General features: G+C 43.4%; 27 protein-coding genes. 12 read left to right on the top strand and 15 right to left on the bottom strand.

Features of this window, described 5'->3' with window-relative positions:
- Positions 1-17 precede the first annotated feature (17 nt).
- The 3 genes from MSG33_RS03635 (at position 18) to MSG33_RS03625 (ending at position 1,451) form a co-directional block, all read left to right on the top strand.
- Entirely contained in the window at positions 18-374 is a 357-nt protein-coding gene (locus MSG33_RS03635) for a hypothetical protein (RefSeq protein ID WP_248379900.1), read from the top strand.
- Positions 375-742: 368 nt separating this feature from the next.
- Positions 743-949 carry a hypothetical protein gene (locus MSG33_RS03630; RefSeq protein ID WP_248379899.1) on the top strand — a complete coding sequence of 69 codons (207 nt, stop codon included), beginning with the start codon at positions 743-745 and terminating at the stop codon, positions 947-949.
- A gap of 136 nt (positions 950-1,085) precedes the next feature.
- Positions 1,086-1,451 (top strand): regulator, encoded by a 366-nt coding sequence (locus tag MSG33_RS03625; protein WP_248379898.1) that lies wholly within the window; start codon positions 1,086-1,088, stop codon positions 1,449-1,451.
- A 28-nt stretch (positions 1,452-1,479) separates the two neighbouring features.
- On the opposite strand, the gene MSG33_RS03620 is transcribed toward MSG33_RS03625, so the two are convergent.
- The 13 genes from MSG33_RS03620 to MSG33_RS03560 form a co-directional block, all read right to left on the bottom strand.
- Entirely contained in the window at positions 1,480-1,980 is a 501-nt protein-coding gene (locus MSG33_RS03620) for a hypothetical protein (protein ID WP_248379897.1), read from the bottom strand.
- Positions 1,973-3,280, bottom strand: a complete 1,308-nt coding sequence (locus MSG33_RS03615; RefSeq protein ID WP_248379896.1) for an AAA family ATPase — start codon at positions 3,278-3,280, stop codon at positions 1,973-1,975. The genes MSG33_RS03620 and MSG33_RS03615 overlap by 8 nt, the downstream gene beginning before the upstream one ends.
- A gap of 505 nt (positions 3,281-3,785) precedes the next feature.
- Entirely contained in the window at positions 3,786-3,929 is a 144-nt protein-coding gene (locus MSG33_RS03610) for a hypothetical protein (RefSeq protein WP_080369130.1), read from the bottom strand.
- Complete coding sequence (locus tag MSG33_RS03605) at positions 3,929-5,314, bottom strand: zonular occludens toxin domain-containing protein (RefSeq protein WP_020840618.1); 1,386 nt, start codon at positions 5,312-5,314, stop codon at positions 3,929-3,931. The genes MSG33_RS03610 and MSG33_RS03605 overlap by 1 nt, the downstream gene beginning before the upstream one ends.
- A 4-nt stretch (positions 5,315-5,318) precedes the next feature.
- The gene (locus tag MSG33_RS03600; RefSeq protein ID WP_005477634.1) at positions 5,319-5,663 is read right to left on the bottom strand and encodes a DUF2523 family protein; all 345 of its coding nucleotides are present in this window, start codon (positions 5,661-5,663) and stop codon (positions 5,319-5,321) included.
- A gap of 1 nt (position 5,664) precedes the next feature.
- The gene (locus tag MSG33_RS03595; protein WP_248379895.1) at positions 5,665-7,119 is read right to left on the bottom strand and encodes a hypothetical protein; all 1,455 of its coding nucleotides are present in this window, start codon (positions 7,117-7,119) and stop codon (positions 5,665-5,667) included.
- Between the two features lie 171 nt (positions 7,120-7,290).
- Positions 7,291-7,536: a hypothetical protein gene (locus MSG33_RS03590; RefSeq protein WP_029851175.1), complete on the bottom strand. Its 246-nt coding sequence runs from the start codon at positions 7,534-7,536 to the stop codon at positions 7,291-7,293.
- 5 nt (positions 7,537-7,541) lie between these two features.
- Complete coding sequence (locus tag MSG33_RS03585) at positions 7,542-7,772, bottom strand: hypothetical protein (protein WP_005477619.1); 231 nt, start codon at positions 7,770-7,772, stop codon at positions 7,542-7,544.
- A 3-nt stretch (positions 7,773-7,775) separates the two neighbouring features.
- Positions 7,776-8,135 (bottom strand): DUF1293 family protein, encoded by a 360-nt coding sequence (locus MSG33_RS03580; RefSeq protein WP_005477647.1) that lies wholly within the window; start codon positions 8,133-8,135, stop codon positions 7,776-7,778.
- 3 nt (positions 8,136-8,138) lie between these two features.
- A complete protein-coding gene (locus MSG33_RS03575; RefSeq protein WP_070363890.1) occupies positions 8,139-9,287 on the bottom strand; it encodes a replication initiation factor domain-containing protein in 1,149 nt (382 codons plus the stop codon).
- On the bottom strand, positions 9,271-9,486 hold the full coding sequence (locus MSG33_RS03570; RefSeq protein WP_012842282.1) for a hypothetical protein: 216 nt from the start codon (positions 9,484-9,486) through the stop codon (positions 9,271-9,273). The genes MSG33_RS03575 and MSG33_RS03570 overlap by 17 nt, the downstream gene beginning before the upstream one ends.
- A 2-nt stretch (positions 9,487-9,488) precedes the next feature.
- Complete coding sequence (locus MSG33_RS03565) at positions 9,489-9,764, bottom strand: hypothetical protein (RefSeq protein WP_248379893.1); 276 nt, start codon at positions 9,762-9,764, stop codon at positions 9,489-9,491.
- A gap of 2 nt (positions 9,765-9,766) precedes the next feature.
- Positions 9,767-10,069 (bottom strand): hypothetical protein, encoded by a 303-nt coding sequence (locus tag MSG33_RS03560; RefSeq protein ID WP_248379891.1) that lies wholly within the window; start codon positions 10,067-10,069, stop codon positions 9,767-9,769.
- A gap of 197 nt (positions 10,070-10,266) precedes the next feature.
- On the opposite strand from MSG33_RS03560, the gene MSG33_RS03555 reads away from it, so the two are divergent.
- On the top strand, positions 10,267-10,659 hold the full coding sequence (locus tag MSG33_RS03555; RefSeq protein WP_248379889.1) for a DUF3693 domain-containing protein: 393 nt from the start codon (positions 10,267-10,269) through the stop codon (positions 10,657-10,659).
- A 142-nt stretch (positions 10,660-10,801) separates the two neighbouring features.
- On the opposite strand, the gene MSG33_RS03550 is transcribed toward MSG33_RS03555, so the two are convergent.
- Entirely contained in the window at positions 10,802-11,056 is a 255-nt protein-coding gene (locus MSG33_RS03550; RefSeq protein ID WP_248379887.1) for a hypothetical protein, read from the bottom strand.
- A 192-nt stretch (positions 11,057-11,248) separates the two neighbouring features.
- Positions 11,249-11,599, bottom strand: a complete 351-nt coding sequence (locus tag MSG33_RS03545) for a helix-turn-helix transcriptional regulator (RefSeq protein ID WP_017636227.1) — start codon at positions 11,597-11,599, stop codon at positions 11,249-11,251.
- 129 nt (positions 11,600-11,728) lie between these two features.
- Between MSG33_RS03545 and MSG33_RS03540 the strand changes: the two genes are divergently transcribed.
- The 8 genes from MSG33_RS03540 (at position 11,729) to MSG33_RS23520 (ending at position 17,166) form a co-directional block, all read left to right on the top strand.
- Positions 11,729-12,808, top strand: coding sequence for a replication initiation factor domain-containing protein (locus tag MSG33_RS03540; protein ID WP_248379883.1), 1,080 nt, complete (start codon positions 11,729-11,731; stop codon positions 12,806-12,808).
- A 1-nt stretch (position 12,809) separates the two neighbouring features.
- Complete coding sequence (locus MSG33_RS03535; RefSeq protein ID WP_033905312.1) at positions 12,810-13,145, top strand: hypothetical protein; 336 nt, start codon at positions 12,810-12,812, stop codon at positions 13,143-13,145.
- A gap of 11 nt (positions 13,146-13,156) precedes the next feature.
- A complete protein-coding gene (locus tag MSG33_RS03530) occupies positions 13,157-13,402 on the top strand; it encodes a hypothetical protein (protein ID WP_017636224.1) in 246 nt (81 codons plus the stop codon).
- 7 nt (positions 13,403-13,409) lie between these two features.
- The gene (locus MSG33_RS03525) at positions 13,410-13,640 is read left to right on the top strand and encodes a phage coat protein (protein WP_169573061.1); all 231 of its coding nucleotides are present in this window, start codon (positions 13,410-13,412) and stop codon (positions 13,638-13,640) included.
- A 132-nt stretch (positions 13,641-13,772) separates the two neighbouring features.
- Positions 13,773-15,392, top strand: coding sequence for a methyl-accepting chemotaxis protein (locus tag MSG33_RS03520; RefSeq protein WP_248379876.1), 1,620 nt, complete (start codon positions 13,773-13,775; stop codon positions 15,390-15,392).
- A gap of 1 nt (position 15,393) precedes the next feature.
- Positions 15,394-15,708, top strand: a complete 315-nt coding sequence (locus MSG33_RS03515; protein WP_033905310.1) for a DUF2523 family protein — start codon at positions 15,394-15,396, stop codon at positions 15,706-15,708.
- Entirely contained in the window at positions 15,705-16,841 is a 1,137-nt protein-coding gene (locus MSG33_RS03510; protein ID WP_248379875.1) for a zonular occludens toxin domain-containing protein, read from the top strand. The genes MSG33_RS03515 and MSG33_RS03510 overlap by 4 nt, the downstream gene beginning before the upstream one ends.
- Before the next feature lie 190 nt (positions 16,842-17,031).
- Positions 17,032-17,166, top strand: a complete 135-nt coding sequence (locus MSG33_RS23520) for a hypothetical protein (protein ID WP_258458589.1) — start codon at positions 17,032-17,034, stop codon at positions 17,164-17,166.
- The last annotated feature ends 134 nt before the right edge of the window (positions 17,167-17,300 follow it).

Genomic DNA, 17,300 nt, shown 5'->3' with positions numbered 1-17,300 from the left:
ATCAACGGAGGGGGACAATGATATTTAAAAGCCGTCATGAAATAATGGCAGACTACTATCTTAATAAAACTATATTGGATATTAAGTTAAACAAATATCCTGAAGAAATTAACTCAATCGACTTAAGTAACGAAAAGGAAAATTTAAAAATAAAAGTTCTCTCTCGTGAAATTACTAAGTTGGATTCAGGTGATTTAATTGTCGATTGCGCATCATTTATAATGACTCATTCAATATCGACAAAAGCAATAATAAATATCGAACTTGAAAATAATTCCTTAAATTATAAAGTTAAAAATGTGAGAATATTTAAATATGAAGACTGCAATACAAAATTCGAAAAGATCTGTTTATCAGAAAGGTACATTGTATAGATTAATAAATAATATTAGTGCTTTGTATACAAAATCAATAGTGAAATTATTTGGTGAAGAGTTGAGAATCCATCATTGCAAACATAAAATTAATGTAAGAACCACTAGCGAGTTGAGTGAACATATGAAGAAAGATCTAGGTATAGATTGAAAAGTAGAGAGTTTACATCTAATGGATTCCTTGTTCCTATAAAGCTAATGTAATACTTACACTTTTGGAATGAGATTTGAAGACAAAGGCTTTAAGCAATCGTTAGGTTGCTTATCTGATATAACTTAAACACTAGCTCATACCCAGCTGAGTTAGTATCAGAACTTCAAGAACGCCAGCCAAAGATCTTGTTAACTCAGAAAGTTGCAGAGAAAGAATGGAATATCCAATCCAACTGTTCGTCTACTTGAATGAGCAAGAAGCAGAACAAACGCGTATAGTGTCGAACGTAATCAAAGATACAGTGCAGGAACTTAATCGGCTACACGGTTTTAAAGTTGATGACTGGTTCTTATCAAGTGGTCGCTGTGGTGAAATAAAAGTTCATGATCCATACAAGCAAGATATCAGGTGCAGTCTATAAGGCCAGAAAAAGCGTAACTATGCTGATATCGACAATGTTAATCTTCTAGCTTTTTATTTCGCATTATGGGCGCTTATGTTGAATACGATTGCATATGCGTATCCTATAAAATGTCTCTCTTTTGAGGGACAATTCAATGAAGTATCACGAAATGACTAAAAACTATATTTTTCGTGAATTTGAATGTGGTTTAACCGTCGAAGAAGCTGCCAAACTTTGTTTAAAAACTGTGAGAACGGTCAAAGAATGGGATAAGGGAAAATCCATTCCGCCAGAGTGTAAACGCTTAATGAGGATGAATAGGGGGAGGGAGCTTAGCTGTTGTGAAGAGTGGGAAAACTTCGTAATGAGGCATGATCGTCTAGAGCTTCCGACAGGGCAGTTGGTTACTGCTCAGCAAGTTTTGATTGGAGTAGCGTTGCTCGAGATCGGAGCCTCAAATGATATTGAGGTAGCGCACCAGATTCTTAAATATGCAAGGGTATTGAAGAAAATCGTGTAGTAAAAAAGGCTCCTTGTGGAGCCTTTATCTAGACAGTCATATTACTAACTTGGCTTTGTATAGTAAGACTAATATTGTGATTTTTTCTAAATTTGGCTTTGAGGTTCTGATAAAGAGTTGAAAACTGTGGATGTCTAACCTTGCTACAAACGATAAACCCATGCTTAGATTTACAATTTGAGTGGCGATTTTTAAAAGTAGCCGCAGTCACTTCTAATTGAGATACGCCTTGTTCAAAATCCTTACCTTTAAGCTCAACATAAACTAACTTCTTAATGTGGGGGCTAATCTTATTGTCCTGATTAAGATCCTTAGTAATTTGAGCTATGTCCGCATTCGGTGAAAATACTTCATACATATAATCACACTTTTTTTGTCCCACGCTCGCTATTAGACCACCATCTACTTTGTATAGTTTTGCGGGAATTTGTTTAGGGTTTTTGAAATCAAACTTCCTATTATTCTCACTACAAGGCATTAGTTTCTTCGAGCAGGTTACGGTAGCACTAATATAATCAAGATTACTCATTCCCTTCCTCATCTTCGCTATATAAAATGTCAAGCAATTTATCAAACTCGTCACTGAATACGGAGGAAACAGAATCAATAAGTGTTGCATCTATAAGTTCTGACTCTTCATCAAGAATAGATTTAGAATAGCCATCAATTATAGAGTAAGCGTTTAAGTGTTTAAAATCGATTCCTAAATATGGATTAAAGTCTTTTTCTAAGTCAGAAGTCTTGTTATCTAGCTCTCTAATTTTACCTACGTAAAGCAGGTTATTAATGGCTGTCAGTACATAAGGACTGTGTGTAGTAATAAAATAATTTGGAGCATCTTCATAGCATGACCTTAACAGCGCTAGAACTTTAACAACGTTATATTGCGCTTCCGGGAAAAGGTGAGCTTCTGGCTCTTCAACATAATAGTTACCAGGGAAATCTGACCAAAAATAAGATATCATTCGGACAGTTATCAAAAGCGGTAAACTTTCCTGCTGCCCAGAAGATGTATTAATAAGGCTTAATATACCCTCTTTAGTTTCTAAATATTCATCCCCATTGATAGATCTGAATTCGCCATGCAAGATGCTATAGATAATTTCGTCAACATATTTCAATACATCCTGCTGTTCATCGGATAAGTATGCTTCAATTCTATCAAGAATTTTACGACTAATTTTTTTGTTATTTATGTCTTTGGCTAAGCTATATACATTGCCAAACTCAGAAATCATTTTATCAATTCTTCCCGTTTCGGAAAGTAATGAGAATATATTTTCTGACAATGTGGAGAATATAGCTCTAGATGCTGGTATGTACGAATTAAAATGAAACAAAGTATCGCAGTGTTGGAAATATCGTAATTCATCATATTTGAAATTATGAAACATTTTGCTCAATGATGTATATTCGTCAGAAGGAACATGGTTTTGATAACGAATAAATTTCTTTTTTCCTTGTGTGAAAAAATTATTGGTACAATCTAAAAGAGTAACCTTAATACTTGACTTTACTTTTACCTTTTCAATAGTTATACCGTGATATTCATCATATCTAAAAGTAATCTTAAATGGTTTGTCTTGCCACGTTTCTTTGTCAAAAAGGCTGACAAAATTAGAAATAATTTCTTTATCTACTTTGTTCTTTCTCGAGTTGTTTTTTATCCCATCAAATAAGGATTCTGTGGCAAACTCTGTGAAAAAGTAACAAAGTTTAGCGATGATACTTTTACCACTAGCTTGCTGACCGATTAAAACTGTAAAGCCGCCAATCTCTATGTCGACATGCTTCAATGTTATAAAATTATCTATAATTAGTCTTTTCATTTTAATGATTTATCGTTAGCGTAAACTCGCTGCAATCCTATCATGAAGACGCTAACTATCGCATCTTTTAAAACTGATTTATAGACACAAGACGCATATGGCTGTTGCTTGCTTATAGAAACCTCTGTTAATTTCGTGGAATTTACCCCCGTAATACAGATTCGGGGGTTTGACCTCCCGCCGCACGTCGCGCAATCGTCCTAGCCCGTCCTCACTTGCTCCGCGCGTCCGTCGGAGAGAACCCAGAAAAGAAGAATAAGCATTGCTCGACACTCGCAAAGCTTTGATGTTGTGAGTATGCAGCGTTCCAGTAGGTTAACGCGCCTTTGGTGTGGATAGTCTCTGCGAGGCTGGTCTAGCAGGAAGGAGGGCGGCAGCATCCAAGTGGCTTTGGGCTGCTAACCGCGCCGATTAAGTGATGGGGTTAGGTTTTGCTAAGGTGGGCGGCTTGGTGCCTCGTCGTCGCTCCGCAACTCCTTATCCCTGCGGGGCTGGCACCTTGCCTTTAATTGAAGTAGTCGACCAGTTTACCTAGGAGGTATCTGGAAAGGTCATACACGAGCACCACTATGACTGCATTCACTATCGAGAGATGATCAAACAACTCGATGATTTCAACGAGCTGTCCATGCGTTACGTATTCATTCATTAGGTTTCGTCTCCACTAAACAAACCGCCAACGGGTTTGAGTTCAATATCTTGCTCTTGCCGTTGTGCATATTGCTCATACGGCGAACACGTGACATAGAAATTGGATGCGCCGTGGGACAGCTGGACGAGGCAATCGTCCAGATATTCCATCTTGACGCCCAACTTGTTTAGGAATCCGTCATCGAGGTAAGTCACACCGCGCGGTGTGACAACCTCAAAATGCACGTTGACGTGTATCGAGGTGGCTTTGTGCCAACGTTCCACCGCAGAGACATAGATACTCTCTGAGTTCGCCAGTGGGAACCAAGTCGGAACAGTGCCTACGTCATGATAAGACTCATTCCCGCAACCAGAACCCGTACAGCCAGAACCACTAGAACCCATGACAGAACCAGGCGAACCACTTTGACCAGGACGTGCTTGACCTTGCGAAGTCGAAACGCCACTTTGCTGCGAAGTTTGATGAAGCTGCGTTCCTTCCGCAGTTGTCGTCTCAGAATCAGAAACCATACCAATAAGCGCATAAACTAAGTACCCAAATGAAAGCACGACCAGTGCCATAGCTGCTAAGAATTTCGGATTAAGAAAGATGTTCTTTCCAAGTCCCGATTTGGTGATTTGCCCCGTGACGGTCGAGGCGTAGAGTAGGTGGACATCAAGCGGCACCTTGAGGTTATAAACCACATCGTCTTTGCTTGGTTTGGTGACCGTTCGAGTCGGGTCATGTTCCAAGATGCGCGGTTTGCGGTTGGAAAAGAAGATCCCATCTTTACCCTTATGTTGCTTGGCCAACTCCGCAACACCTTTTAACTCTTTCGGGATTTGAGCAAAGTCAGGCGTGAGCAACACAATGTCCCAGTTGTAGTGCCGGTGCTCCATAAAGGCGTTGTTAAAGTTCTCCGGATAGATGATGCGCCCTTGCTCATCAAAACGTGTGCGCTGGCAATCGTCTATCTCGCCATTGTCCAAACTGGACGTATCAATCGTTAGCCAACGAGAGTGAAACAGCTCAGAGAATCCTTCCGGTAAGTGAGGCTCAAAGTCAGTGAAAGGGCGCTTGTGTATGTTCGCCATTTTGAAACCTGCATTGACCGAGAAGATTTGCTGACACTCATCAATGAGGATGAATGCCCCAATGGGTGCCCAACAGAAGAAGTATTTCCAAAGCTCGAAGCCTTCAGGATTGCGAGAGCTAATGCGAATGAGCCGAGCTGTATCAGGAAACTTCTCACCAAGGCGTTGTTCAATCACTTCAAGTGGCTGCATGCCATGAATATTCGTAATGCAAATTCGACCTTCACGCAGTGCAGGCAGTAAGTCAAACCACACGGCGCAAGCCGATTTGTAAGAGCCACCGTGACCGTATCGAAATGAAGTAGCCATTCAATCACCAGTTAAAGAAACGCATAACTAAAGACGTAGCGAACGCATCAAAGATGACACGTAGCCCAGAGGTGACGCCGTATTCGGTCAAGATATAACGGACATCAGAGGGAAGCGCATTAAAGCGGTCTTCGACAAGCGTATAGACGCCATATTCTTCGAGCAGCAGCTGCGCAATCTTGAGTGCGATTTGTATCGAGGCAATCTTGATATCGAGCCATACTGAGATAAGCCACATCGCGCCGTATTCAAACGCGTTCTTTATCCATTCAATCGCCACATCAAAGAAGTCGAGAAAGGTTTGCCCAATGTTGGCAATAAACTCTAATGCTGAGTAGATGTATTCCATGTTATTTACTCCGATTACCAAACAGAACCCAAAGGCCGATTAAGGCACAAATGAACAGCACGACAGGGCGCACGTAGCCCGATACCGCATCAAAACGCTGTAGTCCTGATTCAACGGTTGCGCCTTTGATGTTAAAAGACTTGTCACTTAATGTGCCGTTGTTGAAGTTGGTGCCGATAGTGATTAAGCCTTTGATGTCGTCCACATAGTCTTGGATGGATTCGGCTTTTTCATCTATCGTGGTTTGCAGGTTGGCAAAGTCTTCTGCCGTGAAGATTTCGCCAGTGATAGCAGTGCCCGTAGGTGTGCCAAACTCTGAGCCAGTCAGTAGACCCTCAATCGCGTTTAAGCTGTTATCGAGTTCGCCCATTGAATCACCAAGCCCTTTTAAATCGTTACGAATACCAATGGTCGCGTTGGTATTGTTGTTCACCGCCGTAGTGATATCGCCGTTGGCCTGTTGGATGAGTGCCTTGGTGTTTTTATAAATCTTGTTGTCATTGATTTGCTGTTCTTGAATGGCTTGGGTGTTATCGACCAAAGAGCCTTTCACATCAATCACCGCGTTGGTGATGTCAGCGTGTGACTGGTTGATATCGACGTTAAGATCATGAATGCCTTTGTTCACATCCACGTTAAGCCCTTTAATAGCAGAAAGGACTGCCGTGTCTGTCGATTCATCCGTATCAGGGTCTTCTACATCCGGTTTATCATCAACGACACCGGGATTAACCGTGTTGGTTGAATCATCGGGTAGGACACTTGGGTCTTCAATCTCTCCTGTTGGGTCATCAGGGTCATGAGTTGGGTCTTCTGGCGTATCCGGTGGAATGATAGGTTCATCTGGCACGCCCCAGAAAAGTGTGCCACCTTCACACTGACGTCCAGTGAAAGCGAACTTGAGAGAACATTGAGAGTCGGGCGTGTACTGTCCATCTGGAACGCCAGTACAAATAATGGTGGATTCGTTTTTGGTCATTTCACATCGAGTCGCACCGTAGTCACCGTAGCACGCGCCTGTCACCAGTTCGCCGTAGACCGCAGGATGCCAATGCAATTTCACCGTATCGCCAATGGACTGTTTGAACTGGCAAGCGTCCATACATGAGCCGTCAGGGTTCTCACCATATTCACAGACCGATTTACAACGTAAGGTGGAGGGATCAAATTCGCTATTTTCTGGACAACGAACCTCGTCATAAGCGAGACCGAGCCCATTATCACAAACCGTTTGATAGGGATAGCGCGCATTAGAATAGGGTGTCTTCTCAAATGTGCATGTGTCGAAATACCCAGTATCCAAAAAACAAGTATTCACCTTGTAAGGGTCAACCCAATCACCTTGAGAGCCACACCCCCTCATTTGCATATAACTAATACGAGCTTCTAAAGCATACGTATGACTACTAGCACACAGAATAACAAGGGCAATAAAAAAACGGAGATAGTAATTCATTGTATAAAACCAATAAAAAAGGGAGCCGAAGCCCCCTTTATCTATTGATTAGTGAGTATTGATGCCACTCACAAAGCCGTGGAGGAATGCCCCCGCAAAGGCAACACCTAGAACGATAGCGAGAACATCTCCAAGTAAATTACCCGATAAAGGAGGCATAGAGGTGAGCCGTTATTTACGCAAGAAGCCAACAACCATGGTCACACCAAAGCCCAGTGCAGCCATACCAATCAGACCCGCCACAACCAGTGATACGTTAGCTTGACCACCGGATACCGCAGAGTTGATTGCGCCCGTGATATCGACTTCAGCGAACGCCGGAGAGACAGACGCGACCATCAGTGCAGCGCCAGCTGCGGTCTTTTTGTTTACTACTGCGTGTTTTACGTTATTTACAACAAGTTCTAGTTTTTTCATAAGATTTACCTTTTACTCATAAGGCGAACAACACGACCCACCCAATGACCAACGACCATGTTGATCAAGAGCACGCCACTGACATACAGGAACAAGTCACCGTTAAAGAGGACGGGTTCCTTATATTCTTGGTAGTCCACCGCCGAAATCAGAACGTATTCTTGGCAATCCGCAACAGGCGTTTTCGTTGCTTTCAAATTGCCATACTGGTTAACGACGGTGACGCATACAGACATTTTTTAGCCTTGAACGGGTTTCATTGAAGCCTCGAAGTGCTTCTTAATTTCTTGGTCGACTGGAATAAGCTCAGTCACGATAGCGCCTGCCAATGGGTCTTCTGGGTTAATCTCCAAGCGCAATTGGTATTCGCGGCGAGGAACGAGAGCACCAGTGCGCTCAAGAAGCAGGGCATATTCATGGTCAATCATTAAAGGTTGATCCCATTGGGGATTCACATCACCCGATTCACCGATAGTGCGGCGTTTGAATTTCTCCGAGTTGATTTCACGTAGAGGTCGTGACACGTTCAGTTGAGCACTGTCACCACGTGCTGAGTTCCAAGTGATATCCATGCCAAGTACAAAAACGGATTTAGCCATTTGTTAAGTCTCCAATATGTGAGTCACCAACTTGCCGTAGGTATCGGGGAAGGTGAATTTCGTTCCATCACGGACAAGGGAACCGACGACGGTTTCAATGTCGCCCTCATGGAATTCGATAAGTGAATTAAGGATTTTCCCGTACTGGCGACGCATCCAGTGCGCAGAGGCCAACAGGTCTAACGCCGCGCGTTTAGTCGGGACAGGTTTGGTATTGAATTTCTTTGCAGTAGAAATTGACGCAGCAAAATCATTGAGCGCGGCATACGCGCCAGCTGGATTTAGCAACACATCAACATTCCATTTTTTAAGCTCAACTTCAGAGCGGTACCAGACAAGACCCGTGTTCGCGAGTTTCTGCTCAAGAGCCTTGTTGTAGATACGCCAGTAAATGCGCGAGGTACGCGAACCAATCGAGTATTGCTCTTTGGTGTAAATCGGTTTGCCGTCTTTGCCGATGCTGGCAATGGTCATATCTTCATGAAGCACAGGGCCACGACCACGTTCTGCGGTGCGGAAACAGTCGTCACGCCACGCCTTGTAAGCGTATTCGCAATCAAAAATGCCGTCGTAATCGTCATAGGCCAAGTCAACACGCGCCAGAGTTTGCACACCAAGGACATTAGTCAGCCAGTCATGCAGCGACCACGTAGGACGACGGGCAAATACATGCTTGCATCCCGTTCCGTTGATTTGGAAATGCACCGTGTCATTGTTACCGCCGATACCAACGAAGCCGCAGAAGTCCTCACCATCTGGCGAAGTCAGTTTCATGGATTCGGTGTAGAACTGGAAACCCAAACCGCGAGGCGCAGACAGCGACAAACCAAGCACTTGATTGGTGAAGATGCGCAAGCAGTCTTCCAAATAGTTGCGGTAACAGATATCAAAGGCTTTGTTGTACGCTTCAATTTCTTCAGACGTCTTAGCGACCGTCGGATTAAACACAGGTGGAGCAGGGAACTTAGGCGCTCGACAGTGACGCTGTAACAGTCCTGATTTGGCAAAGCCTTTGTATTCCTCATGCTTGTGCAATCGACGAACGGCATCGTGACAATGACGTAAGTCTTTCACAGCAAACGTAAAACACAGGTAATCAATATGAACGCTTTGCTCATCGAAACTTTTAAGGATGTTAGTTGCGGTAGTCATCAAACACCCCCAAATTGATACGTTGTTCAACGGTCGTGTTGGTGATGGACACCAACTCATAAGAAGCAAACTGAGACGAAGCCCAAGACTCAAGATGAGACATGGATTTAAGCAAATCCCATTCGTCGCAACCTTTGACCAACACAGAAACCGTGTAGTCAGGCAGCAAGTCGTAATAGATGATTTGAGCTTCGTTCATGATTACTGAGCCTCAGCGATTTTTGAAAGAAGAGCGCGCTTTGATTCGTCATCTACGTAATCTTTAATGTCGTTAAGCTCTTGTAATGTAAGAACTCTGTCAGAAAGAGCCTCGATAACTAGAGGCTCAACAGAAGGAACATCAATTAAAAACTGATTAACTTTTTCGTAAGCAGAGGCACCTAAATCAACATTGGCAGACGCATAGATGAAGACAAAAATCATGATTATCGCAATGATGACGCAAACAATTTCGAGCAAAGAATTTTCTCGATACATAGTTAAGCCTCCAACTCAGTAGGCTTGGAAGGTGTCATGCCTAAAAACCGACATAGGACTTCATGCTCGTCAGATTCAAAACGAAACTCGTAATCACCAACCGAGAGATAACCAAAGGACTCTTGGTTGTTTTCGAATGTGCTAATGCAGTAGCCAAAGTGATTGAAAGGAACAACGACTTCTTCAAAGATGTCAGTTGTACTGATGTAACAGAGCTTGAAAGCTGGAACGTGAGACACTGCGAAGTGACGGAGCGTTAACGTTTTAACATTGACGTTTTTTACTTCAGTTTCTAATACGACCATTACAACCACCTTGACTAGTTGAGAGCGACCACCGAAGCCAAGACGTAAGCGTCAAGGGCAAACGCCCAAAGCTAAGGCGGTCTGATACATTAAATTCTGTACCGATTAAATACAGAATCTTATGTATCGTCAATACAGCAAATTATGTGTTAAAAGACTAAAATCGATTTAATGACGTGAATTGAGGACGCTACAAAATGTATACAAACAAGCTGCTCGACGCTTATAAAGACAAGATGAACTACGTTCAATACAAACAGATAGCTCATGACTTGGGTGTAAGCCCGCAAATGATCACAGAAGTTAGAAAAGGTCGGACATTTCTTAATGAGAATCAGATACTTATGCTTGCGGACGCTGTAGGCGAAGATAAAGAAAAGGCTCTGATTGGCTTGGCGATGGATAAAGCAAAAACGCACGAAGCGCAGACACTGTGGCAGAACATAGGAAAAAAGTTTAACGGACTTGGATTATCAAGTATTTCAATGGCTTGTGCTGGATTGGCCTTAGTGATTGCAAGTCCACAGGAATCCCTATATCAGTGCGCATTATGGGTGAGTGTTATGTTGAGTGGTTCGCCTTTGGCCTAGAACGCGCAAAGGGTGGGCGAGAGACTTGCTCATTGTCGGCTTGCCGTACATGCCAGGAAAGAGAATCGCTTTGAAGTGAGAGCCCGTAACATAACACACATAATGCTGCACTAATGAAATGACATACCAAACGCTGAGTATGTCATTTTAGTTTGTCTTTGTTTTGCATGATGAAAAACGTTATAAGATCTTTGCAGTGAATAGGTTTTCCCTCAAGTCGTATACTTTTGATATTTCCATCTTCATCGGTTTTGTATTCATACATGCATGTATCATCGCCGTTTCTGATTCTGTCTATGCGTTCCTTGCCATAGACTTCTTCAATCGGCTGGTTTGGATCTTCTTCACGACCAATGATTTCGCTCATTGTCGGGTCTGCCAATGAACTTGAGCTCATTAAGGCCATCGATAATATGATCTTTTTTATCGTCATAACTTCGTCGGTTAGCGAGCATTTTGGGAGGGGCCCGCTTTGCGGGAGGGACCTAAAAGCGGAGCCAAACCCCCGTCTAGTATTACGGGGGTAAATTCCACTGAACCATCAGTGTTCTCCGTGTATTCGCAAGCGTAGCGCGCCAGTGTTTGAGCTTTAGCGAGTCTTATCTGAGGAGAAATTATTTCTAGCTCTGTTGCTTTGATTCCTCAAATACAAACCTTCGACCATTATCGACAGTGATTCGATCTCCGCGTCGTTGAAATCTCCAATCGCTGAACTAATTTTCTCTATCAGTCTTTCGTGCGGATTCTGTTCTCTTCCAAGTACTTCATTAACTGATACCCCAAGTCTTTTAGCTATTAAAACTAGCTCTGATGCTTTTGGCTCAGTCTTGCCTGATTCCCAGTTCATAACGGTTTTTGCCGATGCTCCGACAGATTTAGCCATTTCAAGCTGAGTGACTCCTTTTTCCTCTCGGAGTCTCTTAATGTTCTCATTTAGCATGTTAAACCCCTTATTGAGTCCATGTTTTTTCTCATTATAAGGAGTGTTTTTTCATACAGTATCTTGACAAGGTAAAAATATTTACCCAAGATATGCAATAAATTTACTCTTGACAGGTTTTCAGAGAACATGAAAAAACAAGTATTCACCCCTGAAGAATTGGAAATCGATACTGATGCGAGTCCTTTTGTTTTTGTTGATTACCTGTCTTGGACAATCCCTTACTCATCTTTGCGTCACGCTCACAAGTCAGATCTTTCTTCTGCTATCTGGGCTCCAATCCCTAAGCCAAATTACCGCATGGCTAAAACTCCTCAGCAAAAAGAAAAGTTAATCGAGCGATACAAACAGCAATGGAACGTTGCAATGATGGAACGTTTGGAGGTTTTTTGCTTGCACGTTCTTGGCCTTCGAATGTCGCCTTGGCGTGGTAAGGGGTTATACGGTTACGAGGATTCATGTCACTTGATGACCAAACACTCTAATAAGCACGTTGGATTTGTTGCTTTGGGTGGCAACCGTGGAACCTGTTATTTCCAAATTGAGGGGCTAGGGTGCAAACACGTTTTTGAGCACACAAGTGCATTCCGTTTGCATTGGTGGTTAGAGCTTCTCGACTGTAACCGTCTATCTCGAATCGACCTTGCAGTCGATGACTTCCACGGCTTGTTCGGTCGTGAGTATGCAAAAAAAGCCTATGCCGATAATGCGTTTCGCACATCTGATAGGGGTTGCGGCCCTAGTGCAGGTGAGCGTTATTTCGCTGAACCTTCCGGCAAGGTTATCAATGAATCGTTCGAGGTTGGCAACCGCAAATCTCGTATTTACTGGCGTATTTATAACAAGGCTGCTCAGCTTGGGCTCGATATGTTTTGGTTTAGAAGTGAGTGTGAGCTGAAGGAGATGCCAATCGATGTGCTTCTCAATATCAGCGGTTACTTCGCCGGAATTTGTGCGTATAGCGCATCTATCGTATCTAGCTCTCCAGTAAAGGTGGTTACAAAAAAGAAACAAGTTGCGCTCGATATGCACGGGCGCATTCGTTGGGCTCGTCGTCAAGTTGGCCGCACGTTAGCGGATATTGCTAAGTACTTGGATGGTGACTTGGAGAAAGTTTTCGGTTTGCTTATCTCTGAGGATACGCAGGGCGACTTGCTCAACTTGCCTGATACATACAAACACATAATCAAAGAGATAATGGAGAATTAGCATGGCTGTTCGTTACGTTCTAACAGGTGGTACTTACTCAAAAGGCGTTGGTAAGCAATCTGGTAAAAAATATGAAATTGGTCGTTTGTTTGCTGGTAAGGCGCTGAAGCCTTGGGAAAACGAAAACGGCTCTCAAATTGCGTTTGGTATTGAATCTGTTGAGGTTCCATTTGCACCAAACGATGCTCTTCTCGCTAAATTCGAAACAACGATGTGTCCGGCTCTTGTTGAGTTTGAGTACGAACCTGACCCTGAAGACCCTCGCCGCAACTTGGTTTGTGACTTCAAAGTCATTCGCAGCCTGTTCGACAGTCCTGTCTCTGAAAAAGCTAAGTAAGGTTTTTAATTATGCCTGTGTGCGCACTTCCAAACGCTGACGGTTTTATTGCTGTCGTTCCTGAGGTTGATGCTGCTTCTTGTAGTGGTTACGTCATGGTTACGGCTCAAGAATACGGTTCGCTGATGGATTTCACTCAGGTTACTGGCCCTGAAGCCACTCAAATGTTCGGCCTTGGTTTTTCCTTGGTGTTCTTTGGGGGCTTCATTTCTACCTATGCCATCAAGATGGCTTTACGTTTAATCAAACTTCTCTGAGGTACTTATGAAATACATCAATCAAGCGAAGAAATTCGCAAAACGTGGTGCTGCTACTGTTGCTGTGGCTGCTTTCTCTGGTGCTGCTTTCGCAAGTGAGGCAGGTGCTGACCCATTCAGTGCAATCGACCTTGCTGGCGTTGCGACCAAAATCGGTGCGGCTGGCTTGCTAATTGTTGGTATCGCTATGGCTCTTAAATCCATCACTCTTGCTAAGCGTGCTGTGAATAAGGCTTAAGTTTATGTTGGCCATTCTTCACGATGTCATTCTCATCGTCTTTGTGCTTTTGGGTGGCATGGCTGGATTTGTGGCCTCTCAAAACTTTAGAGGATAGGGGGCTTCGGTCCCCTTTTTTAATGAGGTTTATACATGAGTATTAAACAAAGCATTGCGGCACTGGTGATACTTTTGAGTGTTTCGTTTAGTGCTTCGGCTTATTATGACTATGATCTTGATAAATTCTATAAGGTCGAAAAGCTTAAGGGTACGTTTTCTTATCCAGCTGAATACTGTGGCCTTAGTGTCGGTCAAGTTTTTACTTTACGAGCATGCTTGGGCGTTTCCTTTAAATCTACTGTTGATGGAAAATCATACACGGTTGATGAGGTTGCTTATAATAACGGTCCTGTTTATGGGTTTGGTGGCAACAAAAACTTTATACCTGTCTACGTTACGCCAGTTAGTTCTTGTCCTTCCGGACAACTTTTAAATCCCGATACTGGCAGGTGTGAAGAGCCTAATCCTCCGTACTGTTCACGCCAATCAACTCTTGATGCCATTAATTCAGCTCGTACTCAATGTGAATCTCAAGGCAGGCAATTTTCCTATTCCTGTAGCAATGAAACTGAGTCATGGGAATCTGAATGTAATGGCGGTGATTGTTCAGATGTTGAGGGCGAACATGACTCTGTCGCTTGGGATTCATCTATATGGGGTAATTCATCTCCCGCCAGTTATCTTTGCTCTTCAAAAGGCGGCGGTTGCGGTGCTTCAATTGACGGCTCTAGCTCTTGGTGCGGTGAGTCTGGTTGGTGTTATGCCAGTTACACGGTCATTGGCCCTGCTTGCGACGTTCCAAACGGTCCTTCCTTTTGTTCCGACCCTTTATGCACCAACTTCAAAGACCCAGATTCAGATGAAAAACCAGATACAGACCCAACCCATGACCCAGACGACCCAACAGGCGGCGACATCGAAGACCCTAGCGTTTTACCAGATTCAGACAATGATGTTGTCGTTCCTGACCCTCCAACAGATGAACCAGATGTTGAAGACCCTCCAACAGATGAATCGACAGATACGGCAGTAGTTAGCGCAATAACGGGAATGAATAAGGATGTAAACAAGGCGCTCAATGAGATGAACATCGATATTAATCAGGCAAGTGCTGACGTTCAGAATCAAATCATCGCGCTTAATGGTTCTGTTGTTACTAATACGCAGGCCATTCAAAAGCAGCAAGCTAACGACAATGAAATCTATCGTAAAACAAAATCTCTGATTCAACAGGCCAACGCTGACATAACAACAGCGGTAAATAAAAATACCAATGCGATTAACGGCGTTGGTAATGACGTTGAACAAATTGCGGGTGCAATGGATGGTATTGCTGAGGATGTTGCTGGTATTTCAGATACTTTAGATGGTATTGCCAACACTGACACGTCCGGCGCTGGTACGGGTGGTACTTGTATCGAGGCTGGCAATTGTACGGGCTTTTATGAATCTGCTTATCCTGATGGGTTAGGCGGTTTGGTATCTGGTCAACTTAATGATCTAAAAACCAATGTGATTGACGACTTTGTTAATTCATTCGGCAACATAGATTTATCTAATGCTCAGCGTCCTTCTTTCGTTCTTCCAGTCCCGTTCTTTGGTGACTTCAGTTTTGAAGAGCACATCAGTTTTGATTGGGTTTTCGGTTTTGTTCGTGCAGTTCTGATTATGTCGTCCATCTTCGCAGCACGTCGCATTATCTTCGGGGGTTAATATGGATTGGTTAGTCGATTTATTTAATAAGCTTTTGGTCTTTTTATATCAGCTCTTAGTGTCGCTTTTTAACATGCTCAAGGACTTATTTTTCTGGGCTGTCGAGCAGGTCATGGAGATGGTTAACATGCTGCTTTCTGGCGTGTTCGCGCTCTTTGCGCCTGTCGATATGAGTCAGTATATGACTTCAATCCCTCCAACAGTGTCTTGGGTTATGGCTGCGGTTGGTTTGCCTCAGTGTCTTTCTATCATCCTTGCAGCAATCACTGTTCGCTTAATGCTTCAACTTATTCCGTTTACGAGGTTAGGCTCATGATTTATGCAATAGCAGGTAGACCAGGGGGCGGTAAGACTTACGAGGCCGTGGCCTATCACATCATTCCGGCTATCAAGGAAGGTCGTAAAGTTATCACCAACATTACGCTTAATGTTGATTGGTTCGTAAAGATATTCGGCGAGGATGCGCGCGACCTAATAAAGATAGTTGATGGTCGATTGACGGATTTTGGCTCTACAAGTCGGCCTTTTAGTCAGATTGAAGATTACTCGGATGAGTGGCGAAACGAGAAAGGACAGGGGCCTTTGTACATTGTTGATGAGGCTCATATGAGCTTACCATCTCGTGGGCTTCCGGCTGCGATTCTTGAGTGGTTTTCGATACACCGTCACTATGGTGTCGATATCATCTTGCTTACTCAGAATATACGTAAGGTGCATCGTGATATCAAAGACATGATTGAAGTCACTTACCGTTGTACTAAAAATACTGCAATGGGCTCCAGCAACTCATACACCAAAAAGGTTCAAGATGGTTGCAATGGTGAGGTGGTTAATACTTCGATACGATCTTACAAGTCTGAGTATTTTCCTTTTTACAAAAGCCATTCTCAGTCCAATAAGCATGTTCAAGAAGCGCAAGCGAAAGATATTAGACCTTTTTGGAAGCGATGGCCCGTTATCGGTACCGCTTTGCTCTTGGGTGTTGGTTTGCCTATCAACATCATGGCGTGGTGGCCTGAACCCGAAAAAACACCGGAACCAGTAAAGCAGCAAAATGTTAACGTCGAAATTCCAGCTGGCACGCCAACAGCTCAAGGAACGGAGACTTCACCCAAGAAAAAGAACAGTTCCGGTTTTGGTCCTTTAGATGGTTATGACTTTTTTATCACTGGTTACGCTAAGCAAATCGCGCTTACCACTAACTTGAAATCAATGGGAGAGCTAAATCGTGACCTGACTTTCTACAAGATATACATCGATGTTTACGATGGTACGGATAAGCTTTTTAGTTTCGACCATACAGATTTGGTTGATATTGGCTACCAGTTCGAGGTTCTTTCGGATTGTGTCTATCGGGTAGCTTGGGAGGATTCAGAAAGGATCTTCACTTGCGGCCAACGCGAAAAGCCAACCGACATTCTTCAGCAAAACGTTCCTGTTCAGATATAGCAATGCTGATAAACATTCTTTGGACGTTGTTCTGGGGCTTCTGCATTTGGGGAACAATAATGCTATTCAGATGGGCAACCTCTAGTTAGACCGCTCGCCGCAAGAAGTGATATTGAGCTTGCGAAAATCGCTTCGAGGAAGCGGAATATGTACACAGCCAATCTTTGGCACGTTCACACAGGACTTATTTATGATTGATTCGATTTTTGCTTGGCTAGGCTCTTATGAGTTTTCATTTTGGCATTTACCGCTTTGGTTTTTTGCTAGCGTTATTTATTACTTCCTTTGGGATTTGGTTATCGACCATTACAAACCTTACCCTTAGTGCGCATTATGGGTGAGTGTTATGTTGAGTGGTTCGCCTTTGGCCTAGAACGCGCAAAGGGTGGGCGAGAGACTTGCTCATTGTCGGCTTGCCGTACATGCCAGGAAAGAGAATCGCTTTGAAGTGAGAGCCCG

The organism is Vibrio sp. 1CM7H (genome assembly GCF_023161645.1).
Taxonomy (GTDB): Bacteria; Pseudomonadota; Gammaproteobacteria; order Enterobacterales; family Vibrionaceae; genus Vibrio; species Vibrio diabolicus.
The sequence above is the reverse complement of the archived record's forward strand: the minus strand, read 5'-3'. Positions and strand labels throughout refer to the sequence as shown.

What these genes read in the sequence shown, in the direction of transcription:
- MSG33_RS03635 (WP_248379900.1), top strand. Translation starts at nt 18, where the DNA reads ATGATATTTAAAAGCCGTCATGAAATAATGGCAGACTACTATCTTAAT.
- MSG33_RS03630 (WP_248379899.1), top strand. Translation starts at nt 743, where the DNA reads ATGGAATATCCAATCCAACTGTTCGTCTACTTGAATGAGCAAGAAGCA.
- MSG33_RS03625 (WP_248379898.1), top strand. Translation starts at nt 1,086, where the DNA reads ATGAAGTATCACGAAATGACTAAAAACTATATTTTTCGTGAATTTGAA.
- MSG33_RS03620 (WP_248379897.1), bottom strand. Translation starts at nt 1,980, where the DNA reads ATGAGTAATCTTGATTATATTAGTGCTACCGTAACCTGCTCGAAGAAA.
- MSG33_RS03615 (WP_248379896.1), bottom strand. Translation starts at nt 3,280, where the DNA reads ATGAAAAGACTAATTATAGATAATTTTATAACATTGAAGCATGTCGAC.
- MSG33_RS03610 (WP_080369130.1), bottom strand. Translation starts at nt 3,929, where the DNA reads ATGAATGAATACGTAACGCATGGACAGCTCGTTGAAATCATCGAGTTG.
- MSG33_RS03605 (WP_020840618.1), bottom strand. Translation starts at nt 5,314, where the DNA reads ATGGCTACTTCATTTCGATACGGTCACGGTGGCTCTTACAAATCGGCT.
- MSG33_RS03600 (WP_005477634.1), bottom strand. Translation starts at nt 5,663, where the DNA reads ATGGAATACATCTACTCAGCATTAGAGTTTATTGCCAACATTGGGCAA.
- MSG33_RS03595 (WP_248379895.1), bottom strand. Translation starts at nt 7,119, where the DNA reads ATGAATTACTATCTCCGTTTTTTTATTGCCCTTGTTATTCTGTGTGCT.
- MSG33_RS03590 (WP_029851175.1), bottom strand. Translation starts at nt 7,536, where the DNA reads ATGAAAAAACTAGAACTTGTTGTAAATAACGTAAAACACGCAGTAGTA.
- MSG33_RS03585 (WP_005477619.1), bottom strand. Translation starts at nt 7,772, where the DNA reads ATGTCTGTATGCGTCACCGTCGTTAACCAGTATGGCAATTTGAAAGCA.
- MSG33_RS03580 (WP_005477647.1), bottom strand. Translation starts at nt 8,135, where the DNA reads ATGGCTAAATCCGTTTTTGTACTTGGCATGGATATCACTTGGAACTCA.
- MSG33_RS03575 (WP_070363890.1), bottom strand. Translation starts at nt 9,287, where the DNA reads ATGACTACCGCAACTAACATCCTTAAAAGTTTCGATGAGCAAAGCGTT.
- MSG33_RS03570 (WP_012842282.1), bottom strand. Translation starts at nt 9,486, where the DNA reads ATGAACGAAGCTCAAATCATCTATTACGACTTGCTGCCTGACTACACG.
- MSG33_RS03565 (WP_248379893.1), bottom strand. Translation starts at nt 9,764, where the DNA reads ATGTATCGAGAAAATTCTTTGCTCGAAATTGTTTGCGTCATCATTGCG.
- MSG33_RS03560 (WP_248379891.1), bottom strand. Translation starts at nt 10,069, where the DNA reads ATGGTCGTATTAGAAACTGAAGTAAAAAACGTCAATGTTAAAACGTTA.
- MSG33_RS03555 (WP_248379889.1), top strand. Translation starts at nt 10,267, where the DNA reads ATGTATACAAACAAGCTGCTCGACGCTTATAAAGACAAGATGAACTAC.
- MSG33_RS03550 (WP_248379887.1), bottom strand. Translation starts at nt 11,056, where the DNA reads ATGAGCTCAAGTTCATTGGCAGACCCGACAATGAGCGAAATCATTGGT.
- MSG33_RS03545 (WP_017636227.1), bottom strand. Translation starts at nt 11,599, where the DNA reads ATGCTAAATGAGAACATTAAGAGACTCCGAGAGGAAAAAGGAGTCACT.
- MSG33_RS03540 (WP_248379883.1), top strand. Translation starts at nt 11,729, where the DNA reads ATGAAAAAACAAGTATTCACCCCTGAAGAATTGGAAATCGATACTGAT.
- MSG33_RS03535 (WP_033905312.1), top strand. Translation starts at nt 12,810, where the DNA reads ATGGCTGTTCGTTACGTTCTAACAGGTGGTACTTACTCAAAAGGCGTT.
- MSG33_RS03530 (WP_017636224.1), top strand. Translation starts at nt 13,157, where the DNA reads ATGCCTGTGTGCGCACTTCCAAACGCTGACGGTTTTATTGCTGTCGTT.
- MSG33_RS03525 (WP_169573061.1), top strand. Translation starts at nt 13,410, where the DNA reads ATGAAATACATCAATCAAGCGAAGAAATTCGCAAAACGTGGTGCTGCT.
- MSG33_RS03520 (WP_248379876.1), top strand. Translation starts at nt 13,773, where the DNA reads ATGAGTATTAAACAAAGCATTGCGGCACTGGTGATACTTTTGAGTGTT.
- MSG33_RS03515 (WP_033905310.1), top strand. Translation starts at nt 15,394, where the DNA reads ATGGATTGGTTAGTCGATTTATTTAATAAGCTTTTGGTCTTTTTATAT.
- MSG33_RS03510 (WP_248379875.1), top strand. Translation starts at nt 15,705, where the DNA reads ATGATTTATGCAATAGCAGGTAGACCAGGGGGCGGTAAGACTTACGAG.
- MSG33_RS23520 (WP_258458589.1), top strand. Translation starts at nt 17,032, where the DNA reads ATGATTGATTCGATTTTTGCTTGGCTAGGCTCTTATGAGTTTTCATTT.